Genomic DNA, 15,784 nt, shown 5'->3' on the forward strand with positions numbered 1-15,784 from the left:
AGCAAATATCTCAATTATTATCTAGGTGTTATATCAATAACTTCTGCTGAATCTACTGCTGCAATAACAAGAGCCTCTACATCTAGTGCTTCTTCGGACTTTTCAATTTTACTTAATTTTGGTTTTGTAACAGGATGTTTAGGCAAGAAAACCGTGCAGCAATCTTCATATGGCTGAATTGAGATATCATACGTTCCAATTTCTTTAGCCTTATCCATAATATCAACCTTATCCATGGCTATCAGCGGTCTCATAACTGGCATCTTAACTACACTGTCAGTAACTACAAGAGCTTCTGCGGTCTGGCTGGCAACCTGACCGAGATCCTCTCCAGTTATCAGCATCATATCTTTCTTTCGAACCGCAATACTCTCGGCTATACGCATCATGAAACGTCTAACGAGCAGCGTCGTCTCCTCTTCAGGGCAGTTTTTTACAATTTCTTCCTGAATTGGGAGAAGGTTTACAACATGCATTCTAATGGTTCCCATATATCCAGCAAGTGTCGCACAGAGATCCTCGACTTTCTGCTGGGCACGAGGACTGGTATAAGGATATGAATGGAAATGAACAGCTTCGATCCTCATACCACGTTTCGCCATCATAAATGCTGCAACTGGACTATCTATGCCTCCAGACATTAGGATTAGCCCTTTGCCATTCGTCCCAAGAGGTAGTCCACCAAAGCCTTTTATCTTATCCCTAAATATATATGTGCCTTCACGTCGCACATCTACATATAATTCACAGTCAGGATTATGAACATCTACAGACAAAACCTTGCACGTTTTAAGAATCTTAGCTCCCACTATCCTGCCAATCTCTGGCGACTGTATAGGAAAAGTCTTATCAGCCCTCTTTCCTTTTACTTTGAAGGTCTTAATTCCCTCTTTCTCTATGAGCTCCATCATAAACTCTGCTGCAGCTTCACCGATTTTCTCGATATCTTTTTCCGCTTCAACGGCTGGACTTACTGAAGCAACACCAAAAACCTTTGAAACTCTTCTTATTACATCTTCTCTATCAATTTCCTTAGGAATCTTTACAATCATGAGTCCGTCATTCCACTTAGATTCCGTATTTTCATACGAAGTGAGAACCCCACGAACTCTCTCAAGAAGCACTCTCTCAAAATATGGCTTATTCATGCCCTTAAGCGCAACTTCTCCGCATCTAACAATGTAAATATTTTTCTCGTTCATCATAACCCCTATCTGAAGCTACCTAATCTTCTAAACCTTTTAACCGCTGCCGAAACCTTCGCTGCAGCTTCATCCATTTCTTCTAGTGTATTGAATTCAGAGATACTAAATCTAATAGCACCTTCAATTTCTTTGTGACCCAGCCCCATTGCAGCCAGTACATGGCTATCGCTATTCTTATGAGATGAGCATGCCGAGCCCGTTGATACAAATATCTCATCCTGCTCTAAAGTATGAAGTATGACTTCGCCCCTAGCCCCTAGAAATGAAATATTAAGAACCGACGGAAAGCGCTTTCCATAATCAGAAACGTCAACCCCCATATCTATAGTGCCGTTAACTATTATATCATCAAGTTCAGACATTAGGCCTTCACGTAATCGATTATTTAAATTGATGATATGCCTTTGCTTTTCTGCCAAATTATCATAAGCAAGCTCTGTAGCTAACCCAAGTCCTGATATGCCCTGCGTATTCTCCGTGCCAGAGCGATTCCCGTTCTCCTGACCGCCTCCAGTGATGAACGCCGGAAGCTTGAGTCCTGACTTCACATACATCGCTCCAACGCCCTTAGGTGCATGAAATTTGTGACCACTGATTGTAATTAAATCAAAAGGCACTGATCTAAGATTCATCTTGCCAAATGCCTGAACTGCATCAGTATGAAATAGTATGTTTGTTCCATTAGCTTTATTATAATCCTTGACAAGATCATATGCTGCTAAGATAGGCTGAATCATGCCAGTTTCATTATTTACAGCCATCAGCGTGACAAGTATTACCTTATCGTCTAATTCCTCTTTTAAACAATCTAGCTTAATAGTTCCGGTATTATCCACATCGAGATAGCATATTTCAAATCCATCTTCAGCTAGTTTCTTGCAAGGTTCCATAACCGCAGGGTGCTCAATCTTAGATGTGATAATTTTGTTGCCTCTTCGTCTCAGCTTTCTCGCGGTGCTCAATATGGCGGTATTATCACCTTCTGTACCGCCAGAATTGAATATGATTTCCCCATTTGCTGGGAAGGCTTTGGAAACCTGTCCTCTTGCTTCGCGAATCAACTCGGCGCTCCTAAAGCCGAGCATATGGAGCGATGAAGGGTTTCCAAAGGCTTCCTTACTCAGTTTATATATGAGCTCTGTCACTTCCTCGTATTGACATGTTGTTGCACTATTATCTAGATATATCATTATTTCTCCAATATCATTGATTGCTTTTAAAAAGCTCTCCGCAAGCGGAGAGCTTAATTTTACTTTGCATAATCTATTGCGCGAGTCTCTCTGACTACATTGACCTTGATGTTACCAGGATACTCAAGCTCAGCTTCAATCTTCTTAGCAATTTCTCTAGCCAACATCGGAATTTCATCATCCTTAACCTGGTTTGGCTTAACTGCAACTCTGATTTCACGACCAGCTTGAATAGCATATGATTTATCAACGCCTTTAGTAGTATTTGCAATATTCTCTAGGCTCTGAAGTCTCTTTATATAAGCTTCAAGAGTCTCTCTTCTTGAGCCTGGTCTAGCAGCAGATAGAGCATCTGCAGCACCTACAAGAACTGCTTCAAGTGTCGTTGCTTCAACATCTCCGTGGTGAGCTTCAACTCCATTGATAACCTTCCAGGACTCCTTATACTTCTTGCAGATATTTACACCTATCTCTACATGTGTTCCTTCAACTTCGTGATCAATAGACTTTCCAATATCGTGGAGTAATCCTGCTCGTTTTGCTAACCTTGGATCAAGCCCTAGTTCCGAAGCCATCATACCTGCAAGGAGAGCAACTTCTACGGAGTGCTTTAACACATTTTGACCATATGAAGTTCTGTATTTTAGTCTACCTAAAAGCTTAACCATCTCAGGATGGAGATTGTGAACACCTGTCTCGAAGCAAGCCTGTTCACCCTCCTCCTTGATAATGTTATTGACTTCCTTTGTAGCCTTCTGTACCATCTCCTCGATGCGCGCTGGATGAATTCTTCCGTCTGAAATAAGCTTCTCGAGCGCTCTTTTAGCGATCTCTCTTCTTACTGGATCGAATCCTGATAAAATTACCGCCTCTGGTGTATCGTCGATGATTAAGTCAACTCCAGTTAGTGTCTCAATAGCTCTGATATTTCTTCCTTCTCTTCCGATGATACGACCTTTCATATCATCGTTAGGAAGTGCCACTACTGAAACAGTCGTCTCTGCAACCTGGTCAGCCGCACATCTTTGAATTGCTAAAGTAATTATCTCTCTAGCCTTCTTATCTGCCTCATCCTTAGTTTCTTCTTCAACTCTAGTTATAATGGCCGAGGCATCTTTTCTAACATCCTTCTCGATTTCTTCAAGCAAGAGGTGCTTTGCCTCATCCTTTGAGTAACCGGAAATCTTCTCAAGTTCAGCAATCTGCTTCTCAATGTACTGATCGATTTCCTTATGCTTCTCATCCATTGAGCGCTCACGTTTTGATAAACCCTCTTCTCTACGCTCGATGCTTTCTAGTTTCTTTTCAATGTTTTCTTCCTTCTGAAGAATACGTCTTTCAGCTCTTGTAACCTCATTACGTCTGTCGCGAATTTCGTTCTCGAGATTTTCCTTGATTTGGTGCACCTCTTCTTTGGCTTCAAGAACCTTTTCTTTCTTGAGATTCTCAGCGGAACTTTCCGCATCAAGAATTATGTTCTGAGCCTTTTGCTCTGCACTTCCAATTTCTTTCTCTCCGACACGCTTACGCACACTGTAGCCAAGTAGCAATCCAATAATCAGGAACGCTATACCAGCCACCATAGTTATTAATAGCGGTGTCATGTTCAACTCCTTATTTAGTTATTTGTTAGTAATACAGTATATTTTTACTTATTAATTATTAAAAATAAGTATTTCGTGTATATAATCATACTGATTAATTATATATTTTAATGAAAACATAGTCAACTATTAGAGAATCTCTCTAATCACGCGTTCCGCTATTTTATCAAAATTTCTAGCTATATAGGTATCTCTTTTTGCAACTATTGGTATGCCAATATTACACGAAGCACGAATATTTTCATCCTCCATAATCACACCTAGTAGTTGCGATCTAAAACGCAAGTCGATCTCTACCAAGCTAGGCCCACATCCAAGATCATCGCTCACAGGCATCACCCTATTTAAGACATAATGCCTGTTCATAATCTCGTTTTTGATTAATCTATCCTCGATGGCATCTGCGTCTCTTATAGCAGAGTAATCTGGAGTTGTAACTATTATTACTTCATCAGCAGAACTATGGCACAAATCGACAGCACGATTTATACCTGGTGCCCCGTCCATAATCACGATATCATACTCACCTTTAAGGTGTTCTATAAGTTCATCTATATCCGCCCTTGATATATCAATCCAGTTTCCACCTTGATGTGCAGGAATTATGGCAAGCTTATCCACAAAAGTAGAATGTATGATTGCATCCCTAGGTTCGCATGTTCTCATAATTACGTCATAAACATCAAATATCGCTTCATTTTGAACACCTAGATAGAGATCTAAATCCCTCATGCCCATATTCATATCAAGCAAAATAACACGCTTGCCCATATATGCAAGCGTTAATCCGATGTTCGCAGCAAATGTGGACTTTCCCGTGCCACCTTTTCCAGACGTGATGTAAATTGTTTTGGACACCTTATCACACTCTCCATTTAAGAATCTTGTTCAATAATTCCTTCGCTTCTTAGACTAACATAGCTGTCATACCCGACTATTATGTGATCAAGCAGCTTAATCCCTACTATCTTGCCAACCGCCTCGAGTCTTTTTGTTGCTGCAATATCAAGGTTACTAGGCGTAGGGTCACCACTAGGATGATTATGCGCAATTATAATGGCTGCAGCGCTTCGCCTTATAGCAATGCTATAAACCTCTCTAGGATGGATATCGGCAGAATTTAATTCACCAATAGAGACCGTGTATTCAGATTCAATTTTACACTTTGTATTAAGAATAAACATCTGAACATGCTCGCGCTTTGCACCACGCATACGCTCCATGTAAATTTCAGCTATATCTTCAGCGGTTGTAATAGTCTTACCGGATTGTAGACTAGACCTTCTAACGCGTCTAGCTAGTTCCATGCTAGCAACAATTGAGCAAGCTTTGCTAATCCCTATACCGTCTACATTAAGCAGCTCTCTAGCATCCACACTAGCGATATTCTGTGATAAATCATCAGTGTAGTTCATCACTTCTTCCGCTAACTGAATCACCTTCTTTTCTGCTGTTCCAGTCCTTAAAATTAAAGCCAAAAGTTCGACATCAGAAAGTGATGATGCCCCAGAATACATTAGTTTTTCCTGTGGCAACCTGTATAGGTTGTTATTTTCATTATCCATATATAACCCTCTCTCGAGAGCAACACAATAGAATTATATCAAAACACCCTGTCTGCAACAAGCACAGACAGGGTCCAAAATTCCTTAATTTAGAATATTTAATTTCAATTATTATATTGATTCTAATATCTACCACGCTGGAGTATTGTTAGATTCTTAAGTGCCAGCAAAAGCATCATTACAAGCATCATAATTAACGCTTTTTCAACATAAATATTGTCAGCTACCGCATAATTACAGATAATTCCTGCGAGAAACACTAACATAGCCATAAAGCAGTACCTTAAGCGAGCAGCGTACATTATAATCTCTTTACGTTTCTTGTATTTTTGACCCACTGTAGTTACATACTTCACCACATAAAGGACACTAAGCACTGCCTGAAACAAGATTATCGCTGTAAAACCATACAGAATCTTTTTATCCGTTGTTCCAAAAAATCCAGCTATTTCAGAATGGAACAAAATAAGTATATCGAACAAAAATATCAGGTAACAATACCCTCTAACTTTACCAAGTGCAATCGCACCTTCTTTCATACATGACCTCCATTACTAATTGCACGAAACTCTTGCGGCCATAGCTACAATTGTATTTACAACCTCATCAATAGTCATATCAGAAGTATCTAACCTAATCGCATCTTCAGCCTGAACTAATGGATTAAGCTTCCTATTCATATCCTGATAATCTCTCTCTTTGATTTCCTCGTGGATATCATCAAGATTTGCATTTACGCCTTTTGACCTAAGTTCTTCATATCTACGGCGAGCTCTAACCATAGAATCAGCAGTTAAAAAAACCTTGAGTTCTGCATCTGTCAAAACATTGGTTCCTATGTCCCGCCCGTCCATGATTACACTTTTACCAGCAGCAATTCTTCGCTGTATGTCGACAAGCTTGCTTCTAACTTCTGGTATTTGAGAATAAATTGATGCAAATTTGGAAATCTCCTGAGTTCTTATGATATCGCTGACATCATCCCCGTCGAGAATAATCTTACCATTCACAAAATCAATAGTTGTCTCCTCTAATACATTGCTAATAGATATTAAATCATCAGGTTTAATTCCCTTGCGATTGAGTTTTAGTCCTACAGCACGATACATAGCACCAGTATCAATATACTCGAGACCTAGCTTATCACCTACAAGCTTGGCGATAGTACTTTTGCCGGCACCACCAGGCCCATCAATAGCAATTCTTATCATCTTCGCACCTTAATTCTCGTCTGCGGAATCTTCTTCGCCAGTAGATTCCTTTACATATCTCTCCGCATCGTGACCATTTCTGTCCTTCTCCAGCAGATTATTAATCTCTTTTACAAATGTATCTATATCTGTGAATCTATGATATACAGATGCGAATCTAACATATGCAACTTGATCTAAATCACGAAGTTCATCCATGATAAGAGCCCCGATCATCTTGCTGTCTATCTCTTTTTCCATAGTGTTATTTAGGCCACGTTCAATGTTATCAGCAATTCTCTGCACGTCATCGTACTTAACCTTGGTTTTCTCGCAAGCCTTTAATACACCATTTATCAATTTGTTGCGGTCAAAACTCTCCCTAGTGCCATCACTTTTTATGACCACAAGTAGCGAGTTTTCAATCTTCTCGAATGTTGTAAAACGCTTATGACACTTGTCGCACTCACGACGACGTCTGATAGCAAGACCTTCTTCAACAGGTCTAGAATCAACAACCTTTGTATCAGGATTACCGCAATAAGGGCACTTCATATCGTTCCTCCATGTTTAATTAACAATAAAAAGTTTCGTAGCATATGATTTATCAATTTATTTATGTTTTATCTTAATTAAGTATATATAAGGGTTGGCATTCAGCATAAAGCTACGGCAAAAGTTATTTTGCAATGCTGTCCTTTAGGACTTTTGCCATAACCTTCTCGTACACCATGGTATCGTACAGATTGTTCTGATCAGCATATTTTTCAATCGACATACCAGCAGCCTTTTCATACTGAGAGCGTGTATAACCTGCGTCCTTAAGAAGTTTATCTAAGTACTCCTTGTATTCCTTATCAGATACTTTGATATTATACTGCTTGGCTAGAGCAAATAGCACAAGTTCTTGCTTAACAGTATTCTTTGCTGCAACTTTTGCTTGATTTTCAAAAGCTTTTTTGGACATACCCATCGAGCTCTTTAAATACTTCTCATATGACATATCATTCTTCTTAGCAAGAGCCTTGTACGTGTCAATCATCTTTTTCTGAGCATCCTTAAGTTCCTTACTAGGGTATTTCTTAATCTTGCTTGAGTTCAATATCTTCTGGAACAATTCCTGTTTCTCAGAGCTTGCTGCCTGAGCTTTCTTATCCTTCAAAAGCTGATTTTTTAGATTCTTCTCATATTCAGCTTTATTCTTGAATTTTGTATTCTTTTTTACAAATTCATCAGTATACTCAGGTGTAACAGTCTTAACAAGAGAGTTGAGCTTAATTGTAAACGTCGCTTTCTTACCTGAAAGCTCAGTGTTATTAGAATAGTTAGCAGGGAACGTAACCGTTATATCAAAAGTCTCTCCTACCTTATGTCCAACTATCTGTTCGGCAAATCCGCTGATAAAATTACTATCTCCAAGATTTAGTTCATATCCAGTAGCTGATCCACCATCAAACTTCTTGCCGTTAATCTTACCTGTATAATCGATGTTAACAATGCTATCCGACGCTGCAGTTCCTTCTTTTACCTGTTCCTTGGTTTTCGCCTGTTCCAGCGTAGTATTAATTGCATCCTGGACCTCAGTATCGCTCACTGAAGCATCAGCCTTTGTGTACTCAAGATTCTTATACTTGCCCAGCTTTACATATTTACTAAAATCATCATAGTTATACTTGTCTGGTACAGATGCTCCACCGCACGCAGTAAGCATGAGTGCACCGGCTACCATAACCGCCACAATTGTCGACTTGCATATTTTGTTACGTGACATATTAAAACCCCTTATATATTGTGCTTTAAGTTGTTTATACTTATAATTCTTTCAATATATATTATCATAGCAAAATCGAGGGTTCAACGAGTTTCACAGTAACCACACGAGTATTACAATTAATAAATCTTAAGAATAAATAACAAATGACAGGGATAATTCCCTGTCATTTGAGTTAATCATTATTTTCTTGTTCTCTGCGCTTTGCAAGTGCAGCCTCTTTACGTGCTTTTGCTCTTTCTCGCTTAAGAACTTCATTTCTCGCCGTTAACCCCCACCAAGTAACCGCGCACACAGCAACAATTAGGCCAGCGATAAATATAACGCCAACATGGCTTAGAAAATATTCCATTATTAGTTAGCCTTCTTTGCTAGTTCGCAAAGCTCAGCAAAACCTGCAGCATCATAGATAGCCATCTCGGAGAGCATCTTTCTGTTTAGCTCTACGCCGGACTTCTTTAGACCGTTCATCAGGTTGCTGTAGTTAATGCCGTTAGCTCTTGCAGCAGCATTAATTCTTGCGATCCAGAGTCTTCTATATTCTCTCTTCTTGTTCTTTCTTCCAACGAAAGCAGATCTTAGAGCTCTCATAACTGCTGGGTTAGCAGCTCTGAAGTTCTTGCTTCTCTGTCCGTAGAAGCCCTTTGCCTGCTTTAAAATCTTCTTGTGTCTCTTATGAGCGTTTACGCCCTTCTTTACTCTTGCCATATCTTAAAACCTCCCTAAACTACTTTGCCATTGATCTAAGCATACGCTTTGTATCTGCACTAGTAAGTACTGTGGACTTACGAAGACCTCTCTTTCTCTTTGCAGTCTTCTTTGTCAGAATATGGCTCTTAAATGCCTTGTTTCTCTTAATCTTACCTGAACCAGTAAGCTTCATTCTCTTGCTTGCGCCTCTATGAGACTTCATCTTGTTCTTTGCCATAATGATTTCCTCCTAAGTTGTTAATTCATTACTTACTATTCTTTGGTGATAGGAACATAGTAAGACTTCGTCCCTCAAACTTTGGCTTCTTGTCTATGATACCGTATTCAGAAACCAGCTCTGCGAAGCTGTTCATAACATCGAAGCCCTTTGCTGTGTAATCACGTTCTCTCCCTCTGAATCTAAGGCTAACCTTGACCTTATCTCCATCCTTTAGGAACTTGATTGCTGTATTCGCCTTTACATTTACATCGTGCTCCTCGATAAATGTGCTGAGACGAACCTCCTTAACCTGCATGGTCTTCTGGTTCTTCTTAGCCATCTTATCCTTCTTCTGGAGCTCGTAGCGATATTTCCCGAAGTCTAGGATCTTGCAAACTGGCGGTTCAGCATTCGGAGAAACATTTACGAGGTCTAGATTAGCCTCTTCTGCAATTGCGAGCGCTTCTCTTATGCCCATAACTCCGCGCATATCTCCATTCTCATCTATCAAACGGACTTCCTTTGCACGAATATCTCCGTTGATCTGTTGTTTATCCTTGCTAATTGGTCTACCTCCATATAATAAAAAAGCGGATACAGAAGTATCCGCGAATTAACTGAAATAAATCAAGTTATTGATAACCCGTACGCCTGCGCCCACAAGGTGAGAAGCGGATAACTTCTTCTTTGACTAGATGATTATAGACTATTGTTGAACTTGTGTCAATACTAAAAGACATATGCCTTTACTGTTTTTCAACTTCTTGTTCTGGCTTCATATTCTCCCAGTTCCACTCTCCTTTACACACAATCCTATTGTACGAAGGAAACACTACTGAGATTAGCGACATTATTCCTAGAATTATCAGGTACCAGTTATATGGAATCATACTAGTCGGATTTACTGCATTTTTAGTCAAGCTGGCGATTAGAAGGAACTGTGCTCCGTACGGAATGAAGCCCTGCATTATACATGAGAATATATCGAGGAACGAAGCTGTTCTTCTAGGATCAATCTTATACTTCTCTGAAATTTCTTTGGCAATCTCACCAGTAACGATAATCGCTACTGTATTGTTAGCTGTTGCAGCATCTGTTAAAGCTGATAATACCGCGATTCCTACAGATGCAGATTTAGGACCTTTTAATAGCTTACTTGTCTTATCTATAATCCACTTAAGACCACCGTAATGCTTAGTAAGTTCTGCAAGACCACCTACAAACATTGATAAAATAAATACTTCAATCATACCCTGGTAACCTGCCCAGATTTTAGCTGCAACTTCCATAAGACCAATTGCACCAGTTCCAACACCTACTGCTGAGGCGCTGATAATTCCGATAATCAGTACAGCGAACACATTGAGTCCTAATAATGCGAGCCCGAGAACAAGCACGTATGGTACTACCTTTATCAAGTTGTAATCTAGATTTCCAGTTGCAGTGCCGCCCTTGCTAAAAATAACCATAAGTGAAAGAGTAATTAGCGCAGAAGGAATAGAAATCCACGCATTAGTTCTAAACTTATCCTTAAGATCTACCCCTTGAGTCCTTGTAGCAGCAATAGTAGTGTCAGAAATCATCGAAAGGTTATCCCCGAACATCGCACCTGTGAGAACAGCAGCAACCACGAATGACATATTAAGATCTGCTGTCTTAGCCATATTATAAGCAATTGGAACTATCGCTCCCACAGTACCCATAGATGTGCCAGTAGCAGTAGATAGAAATGCTGCTATTATGAAAATTCCTGGGACAATGAACCTAGGTGGAATAATCGCGAGTCCAAGATTTGCTGTTGACGATACTCCTCCCATCGCACCAGCAACAGAAGAAAAAGCACCTGCTAAAAGGAATATCATGAGCATCGTCATAATATTTTCATCCCCAGCACCTCTTGCAAATAGCTTAAAATTATTGTCGATTCCCGTCTTGTGATACATTAAAAAAGCCAGTATAACGGCAATTGTCATAGCGACCACAGAAGGGAACTGATAAAATGCCATTTCTACACCCTTGGAATGTAGGACAATTCCAACGCCCAGGTAAATAACGATAAAGAAAAGAAGTGGAATTAACGCCAAGCCACTTGCTTCTCTTTCCTGGTGAAGTTTAATTTGTTCTTTCATTAAAATCCCTCAATAACTCGTCTAATATAAAAGTAACGTCTTAAAACTTTTACTAATCGAATAAAAGCACTACCTATCATTTTACACAAAATCAAACTTTCTTACACCGTTAATTTATATTTTTCTATGTATTTTAAGAGCTTTTCACATACTTTGTAAGTGTGTCATTAAATTTAAAATGTCAATGGCATCAATCTAATGTTACAATCATAGTACCTAATGTTTATTTAATATAGTAATGAGGAAATAATAAATGAAGTATTACAACATCTGCTTGGATGATACTGATTATTTATACTTAGAAAGAAATTCGAAACTTAATGTACAGTTCTGTCCATATTGCGGGATGATCCTTAATCGCGAAGCTTTAATATCTCAAGCCGCCGCAACATTAAAATGGAGAAACAAGACTTTCTTTGCTACCACATACGACGGTGTAAGCATTGTGAACCAACAGTTTTACGATATATATCATAATTATGAAATGAAAGGCATCGAGTTTATACCTTTTAAAAAATCCGAAGGCTACTATATTTGCAACTTCATCAATACTGTATCCTTCGATCTTGAAAAAGCAAAACAGATACGTGTTGAATTTGAGGGAAAAGTCACTTATGGAGTTATCGACAATGGGACATGCGACCATTGCAAAAAAAGCAAAGGGCATCATCCTTGGCCATATCGGATGATAGAATCCGATGAACAAAATCTCGAATCAAATACATTTTACCGTAGTGATATAGAATTTGGCGAAGAAAATTTTCAAGCTCCACTAATATGGGGAACCGAAGGAATCGTTGAAACTTTTGATAAAGAAAAAAGTAGTATATTTTATAGGATTGTAGAGTAAGGTCTTTGTTTTAAAGATCTAATGCAATCAACATTTATAATAGAATTGAACATAAAAAATAATAAAAATAACAATGGTCACACTGATAAAATTTATCGTATTGCAATATCACATATAACAATATACAATTAATGAATGAAATATTGCTGGGGGAGCGATAGCTGAGAGTTGCTTCACTTACGTATAAATTGGTCATTTTATACACTAAGATGAAGCGAGACCCTTCTACCCTGCGGATAATGCCGTAGCGGGAAGCTGGCTAGAATACAAAAGCACCCCCTCCTGCATTATAGGAGGTTTTTTTATGACTTTACAGAGTTTTGTCGAATCAAGAGTTGGTCAGGTTTTGATTGTATTTATAATCATCCTATTACTATGCTTAATAACAGTTAGCGGAAAGTCAAAGAGCGATAGCAAGAAAATAGATGTTAAAGCATTAACCATTTCCTCACTTCTAATTGCAATAGCTGTGGTGCTATCCAACATTAAGATATTTACCATGCCTCAAGGAGGCTCTGTCACCCTACTCTCACTTCTTCCAATTGCGGTAATCACATACCTGTACGGAACGAAGCGCGGAGTAACTGCCGGAGTTGCGCTCGGTCTTGTAAATCTAATCTTTGGACCTTACGTAATCCATCCGGTTCAGCTACTTCTCGACTATCCGATTGCTTTCGGAGCCCTCGGTCTTGGAGGAGCACTGCGCGACGGAAAGAACGGGCTCACAAAGGTATACCTTACAGGTGTATTTGCGAGATACTTCTGTGCTGTGGCATCGGGCATAATCTTCTTTGGAGCGTATGCGCCAAAGGGCTTCCACGCAGTTACATGGTCGATTTGGTACAACTTCACTTACCTAGCAGTTGAAGCTGCAATAACTGTTGTTGTAATTAACATGCCACCTGTTAAGAGCATATTTGAGAGGATTAAGAATGAAAACTAAGCTTGATAACCCTTTGTTATCAAGATATGACAGAGTTATTCTTGCATCGAAATCACCACGTAGATTAGATATCTTGAGAGATCATGGCGTTGAACCAATTGTAAAACCTGGAAATGCTGACGAATCACTACCAGAGGGTATATCATTTACAGATGCGGTAACGATGCTTTCCGAGCGAAAAGCTATGGCAGCATTAGAACTTCCAGATATATTAGTATTTGAAGGCAAATCGCTACTTATTGCTTCGGACACTATCGTCTATAAAGACATTATCATGGGCAAACCACACGATAACGAGGATGCTTTTAATATGCTGGCATCTCTACGAAATGATACCCATTATGTGGCTACTGGTGTCACACTCATCGACATTATTGACGGAGTTCCTCAGATTGATGACATATGCTCGTTTGCCGAAGTCACGGAGATCATATGCGGTAATTATACAGATGAAGATATATGGTCATATATAAAGGCTGGTGAACCGGCTGACAAAGCTGGCGCATACGCTATCCAAGGCGGTTTTAGAAAATATATCAGAGAGTTTAGAGGCGATTACGAAAATGTCGTTGGGCTACCTTATAATAGGATAATCAGCGAACTTAATAAATAACATCAATGTAAATGGGGCTGCATATTACATATGCTAGCCCCACTTTTTATAGCTTCATATAAAACGACATCTGGCATGCCCCACTTGCTCCTGCCGAGGAAACTTCTTCTATATTGAACTCATCGATTCCACCTATCGCATATACTGGTACATCAACTTGCTCTATTATGCTTGTCAGGAAGTCTATACCACGTCCTGGAAGCCCTTTCTTGCAATCAGTTTCATAGATATGACCAGCAAGTATGGCATTGGCACTAGACTCTTCAGCGCTAATAGCTTCTTGAAGTGAATGAACTGAAACCCATACCGATAATCCGTTTAAGCTTCTAACATTGGATTCATAATCATTAATCGATAATTGAACTGTTGTACCGAGTTCGCGCGCAACCTTATAGTACTTGTTCACAATCAGTCTTACAGAGTATAAATCACAGAGCAATTTAACTTTATAAGCTAGTTCCCTATATTCGTCTTCAGAAAGATCTTTCTCTCTAAGTATGACGATATCTGGCTTCGAAATTGCAAATACTACCTTAATTTGTTCATAAAGCGGTCTATCGGTTAAGTGGCGGTTCGTTACACAGACTTTTTTAAACGTATACATAATCGTTCATAACCGGCTGCATGCCGTGTTCCTTAAGAGCTTTACGGATTTCATCAACGGATCTTCCATCAGCTATTTCAAACTGATTATCACCAGAACTCGTTTCATCATCGCTATGGCTACCGATTCCAGTATCCACACCTGCAGAGATTTTTGTAGCAGTTATACCCATGACATTATCTCTGAATCCAGCTCGCTCACGAGTTGAAATGGTCATCGCTGCAAACGGAAGAAAAATCCTGTATGCAGAGATAACTTGAAGCAGTTGGCGCTCCCCCACCTTCTCATTATTCTGGTTCGGAGTGAACATCGCCCCTTCATCGTTATTGCTTATGATTGGTCTCAGTCTTGGACATGATAGCGAAATCTCTGCCCATGGATACTTGCGCTGAATTAGATATGCATGAAGGCCAGTAGCTAAAGCATCTTTTCTAAAATCATCAAGTCCAAGAAGTGCCGCGAATCCCACACCCCTCATACCGCCCATAAGTGCTCTCTCTTGAGCGTTAAACCTATATGGAAAAATCCTCTTGTGTCCAGCTAGGTGAAGCCTCTCATATTCATCGGAATTGTACGTCTCTTGAAAGACAGTCACGTAGTCAGCTCCGCACGCCTTTAGATACGCATATTCATCCGAATTCATCGGATAAACCTCAATCCCGATGTTCTTGAAGTATCTTCTGCCAATTTTGCATGCTTCACCGATGTATTCTATATCTGACTTACTCCTACTTTCCCCTGTTAAAATTAGAATCTCTTCAAGCCCGGTTTTCGCGATAGCCTTCATCTCCTTCTCTATCTCGTGAGAGCAAAGCCTAGCCCTATGAATCTTGTTATGGCAGTTGAAGCCGCAGTACACACAGTAATTCTCGCAGTAATTCGATATATAGAGAGGTGTAAATAAATTTACAACATTACCGAAATGTTTCCTTCTCTCAAGACTTGCCTTCTCGGCGATTTGGTCTAGGTATTTATCAGCTGCTGGAGATAGCAGTGCCTTGAAATCATCGATACTGCATCTATCCGACTTAATAGCACGCACTACATCTGATTCGCTGTATTCCAAAGGGTTATATGAATTAATTTCGGCTATAACTCTATCAAAAATATCATGAGGAATAATCTCCATTCCATCCATATAAGCCATATGGTCAGTGCGCATCATCATTTTCTCACTACCAGATGAATCCATATGTTTCACATCAGTCAT

The 15,784-nt window shown here is 39.5% G+C and carries 19 protein-coding genes and 1 other annotated feature; of the genes, 3 read left to right on the forward strand and 16 right to left on the reverse strand.

What is annotated here, in order from left to right:
- Positions 1-17 precede the first annotated feature (17 nt).
- The 14 genes from thiI to C5Q96_RS03405 all read right to left on the reverse strand — a co-directional run bounded on the left by thiI (position 18) and on the right by C5Q96_RS03405 (position 11,564).
- Complete coding sequence (gene thiI, locus C5Q96_RS03345; protein ID WP_106057002.1) at positions 18-1,202, reverse strand: tRNA uracil 4-sulfurtransferase ThiI; 1,185 nt, start codon at positions 1,200-1,202, stop codon at positions 18-20.
- An 8-nt stretch (positions 1,203-1,210) separates the two neighbouring features.
- On the reverse strand, positions 1,211-2,395 hold the full coding sequence (locus tag C5Q96_RS03350) for a cysteine desulfurase family protein (protein ID WP_205764004.1): 1,185 nt from the start codon (positions 2,393-2,395) through the stop codon (positions 1,211-1,213).
- A 59-nt stretch (positions 2,396-2,454) separates the two neighbouring features.
- Positions 2,455-4,005, reverse strand: coding sequence for a ribonuclease Y (gene rny, locus C5Q96_RS03355; protein WP_334293711.1), 1,551 nt, complete (start codon positions 4,003-4,005; stop codon positions 2,455-2,457).
- Positions 4,006-4,128: 123 nt separating this feature from the next.
- Positions 4,129-4,857 (reverse strand): AAA family ATPase, encoded by a 729-nt coding sequence (locus C5Q96_RS03360; RefSeq protein WP_106057005.1) that lies wholly within the window; start codon positions 4,855-4,857, stop codon positions 4,129-4,131.
- 17 nt (positions 4,858-4,874) lie between these two features.
- Positions 4,875-5,564 (reverse strand): RadC family protein, encoded by a 690-nt coding sequence (radC, locus tag C5Q96_RS03365; RefSeq protein ID WP_106057006.1) that lies wholly within the window; start codon positions 5,562-5,564, stop codon positions 4,875-4,877.
- Positions 5,565-5,686: 122 nt separating this feature from the next.
- Complete coding sequence (locus tag C5Q96_RS03370; protein ID WP_106057007.1) at positions 5,687-6,103, reverse strand: hypothetical protein; 417 nt, start codon at positions 6,101-6,103, stop codon at positions 5,687-5,689.
- A 15-nt stretch (positions 6,104-6,118) separates the two neighbouring features.
- Complete coding sequence (cmk, locus tag C5Q96_RS03375) at positions 6,119-6,775, reverse strand: (d)CMP kinase (RefSeq protein ID WP_106057008.1); 657 nt, start codon at positions 6,773-6,775, stop codon at positions 6,119-6,121.
- Between the two features lie 9 nt (positions 6,776-6,784).
- Complete coding sequence (gene nrdR / locus C5Q96_RS03380) at positions 6,785-7,309, reverse strand: transcriptional regulator NrdR (protein ID WP_106057009.1); 525 nt, start codon at positions 7,307-7,309, stop codon at positions 6,785-6,787.
- Between the two features lie 124 nt (positions 7,310-7,433).
- Positions 7,434-8,525, reverse strand: a complete 1,092-nt coding sequence (gene tig, locus C5Q96_RS03385; RefSeq protein ID WP_106057010.1) for a trigger factor — start codon at positions 8,523-8,525, stop codon at positions 7,434-7,436.
- 175 nt (positions 8,526-8,700) lie between these two features.
- Positions 8,701-8,877, reverse strand: coding sequence for a hypothetical protein (locus tag C5Q96_RS08610; protein ID WP_158696671.1), 177 nt, complete (start codon positions 8,875-8,877; stop codon positions 8,701-8,703).
- A gap of 2 nt (positions 8,878-8,879) precedes the next feature.
- Complete coding sequence (rplT, locus tag C5Q96_RS03390) at positions 8,880-9,233, reverse strand: 50S ribosomal protein L20 (protein WP_106057011.1); 354 nt, start codon at positions 9,231-9,233, stop codon at positions 8,880-8,882.
- A gap of 19 nt (positions 9,234-9,252) precedes the next feature.
- Positions 9,253-9,453 carry a 50S ribosomal protein L35 gene (rpmI, locus tag C5Q96_RS03395; RefSeq protein WP_106057012.1) on the reverse strand — a complete coding sequence of 67 codons (201 nt, stop codon included), beginning with the start codon at positions 9,451-9,453 and terminating at the stop codon, positions 9,253-9,255.
- Positions 9,454-9,481: 28 nt separating this feature from the next.
- Entirely contained in the window at positions 9,482-10,000 is a 519-nt protein-coding gene (infC, locus tag C5Q96_RS03400; protein ID WP_106057013.1) for a translation initiation factor IF-3, read from the reverse strand.
- 11 nt (positions 10,001-10,011) lie between these two features.
- Positions 10,012-10,129 (reverse strand) — a sequence feature (ribosomal protein L20 leader region).
- Positions 10,130-10,181: 52 nt separating this feature from the next.
- Positions 10,182-11,564, reverse strand: coding sequence for a Na+/H+ antiporter NhaC family protein (locus C5Q96_RS03405; protein WP_106057014.1), 1,383 nt, complete (start codon positions 11,562-11,564; stop codon positions 10,182-10,184).
- A gap of 253 nt (positions 11,565-11,817) precedes the next feature.
- Here C5Q96_RS03405 and C5Q96_RS03410 point away from each other — a divergent pair, with 253 nt between their 5' ends.
- From C5Q96_RS03410 to C5Q96_RS03420, 3 genes are all read left to right on the forward strand, one after another.
- A complete protein-coding gene (locus tag C5Q96_RS03410; RefSeq protein ID WP_106057015.1) occupies positions 11,818-12,414 on the forward strand; it encodes a hypothetical protein in 597 nt (198 codons plus the stop codon).
- 304 nt (positions 12,415-12,718) lie between these two features.
- Positions 12,719-13,357 carry an energy-coupled thiamine transporter ThiT gene (thiT, locus tag C5Q96_RS03415; RefSeq protein WP_106057016.1) on the forward strand — a complete coding sequence of 213 codons (639 nt, stop codon included), beginning with the start codon at positions 12,719-12,721 and terminating at the stop codon, positions 13,355-13,357.
- A complete protein-coding gene (locus tag C5Q96_RS03420; protein WP_106057017.1) occupies positions 13,347-13,970 on the forward strand; it encodes a Maf family protein in 624 nt (207 codons plus the stop codon). Before thiT ends, C5Q96_RS03420 begins: the two co-directional genes overlap by 11 nt.
- Positions 13,971-14,016: 46 nt before the next feature.
- On the opposite strand, the gene C5Q96_RS03425 is transcribed toward C5Q96_RS03420, so the two are convergent.
- Positions 14,017-14,574, reverse strand: a complete 558-nt coding sequence (locus C5Q96_RS03425) for a thiamine phosphate synthase (RefSeq protein ID WP_106057018.1) — start codon at positions 14,572-14,574, stop codon at positions 14,017-14,019.
- Positions 14,561-15,784, reverse strand: coding sequence for a 2-iminoacetate synthase ThiH (gene thiH, locus C5Q96_RS03430; RefSeq protein ID WP_245905599.1), 1,224 nt, complete (start codon positions 15,782-15,784; stop codon positions 14,561-14,563). The genes C5Q96_RS03425 and thiH overlap by 14 nt, the downstream gene beginning before the upstream one ends.

Origin of the sequence: Mogibacterium diversum (assembly GCF_002998925.1) — a bacterium.
Classification (GTDB): domain Bacteria; phylum Bacillota; class Clostridia; order Peptostreptococcales; family Anaerovoracaceae; genus Mogibacterium; species Mogibacterium diversum.

Excerpts from the sequence above, each read along its gene's own strand:
- radC (WP_106057006.1), bottom strand. The coding sequence starts at position 5,564 with ATGGATAATGAAAATAACAACCTATACAGGTTGCCACAGGAAAAACTA.
- C5Q96_RS03425 (WP_106057018.1), bottom strand. The coding sequence starts at position 14,574 with ATGTATACGTTTAAAAAAGTCTGTGTAACGAACCGCCACTTAACCGAT.
- nrdR (WP_106057009.1), bottom strand. The coding sequence starts at position 7,309 with ATGAAGTGCCCTTATTGCGGTAATCCTGATACAAAGGTTGTTGATTCT.
- tig (WP_106057010.1), bottom strand. The coding sequence starts at position 8,525 with ATGTCACGTAACAAAATATGCAAGTCGACAATTGTGGCGGTTATGGTA.
- C5Q96_RS03410 (WP_106057015.1), top strand. The coding sequence starts at position 11,818 with ATGAAGTATTACAACATCTGCTTGGATGATACTGATTATTTATACTTA.
- C5Q96_RS03370 (WP_106057007.1), bottom strand. The coding sequence starts at position 6,103 with ATGAAAGAAGGTGCGATTGCACTTGGTAAAGTTAGAGGGTATTGTTAC.
- C5Q96_RS03405 (WP_106057014.1), bottom strand. The coding sequence starts at position 11,564 with ATGAAAGAACAAATTAAACTTCACCAGGAAAGAGAAGCAAGTGGCTTG.
- C5Q96_RS08610 (WP_158696671.1), bottom strand. The coding sequence starts at position 8,877 with ATGGAATATTTTCTAAGCCATGTTGGCGTTATATTTATCGCTGGCCTA.
- rplT (WP_106057011.1), bottom strand. The coding sequence starts at position 9,233 with ATGGCAAGAGTAAAGAAGGGCGTAAACGCTCATAAGAGACACAAGAAG.
- cmk (WP_106057008.1), bottom strand. The coding sequence starts at position 6,775 with ATGATAAGAATTGCTATTGATGGGCCTGGTGGTGCCGGCAAAAGTACT.
- thiH (WP_245905599.1), bottom strand. The coding sequence starts at position 15,784 with ATGACTGATGTGAAACATATGGATTCATCTGGTAGTGAGAAAATGATG.
- thiI (WP_106057002.1), bottom strand. The coding sequence starts at position 1,202 with ATGAACGAGAAAAATATTTACATTGTTAGATGCGGAGAAGTTGCGCTT.
- rpmI (WP_106057012.1), bottom strand. The coding sequence starts at position 9,453 with ATGGCAAAGAACAAGATGAAGTCTCATAGAGGCGCAAGCAAGAGAATG.
- C5Q96_RS03420 (WP_106057017.1), top strand. The coding sequence starts at position 13,347 with ATGAAAACTAAGCTTGATAACCCTTTGTTATCAAGATATGACAGAGTT.
- C5Q96_RS03350 (WP_205764004.1), bottom strand. The coding sequence starts at position 2,395 with ATGATATATCTAGATAATAGTGCAACAACATGTCAATACGAGGAAGTG.
- thiT (WP_106057016.1), top strand. The coding sequence starts at position 12,719 with ATGACTTTACAGAGTTTTGTCGAATCAAGAGTTGGTCAGGTTTTGATT.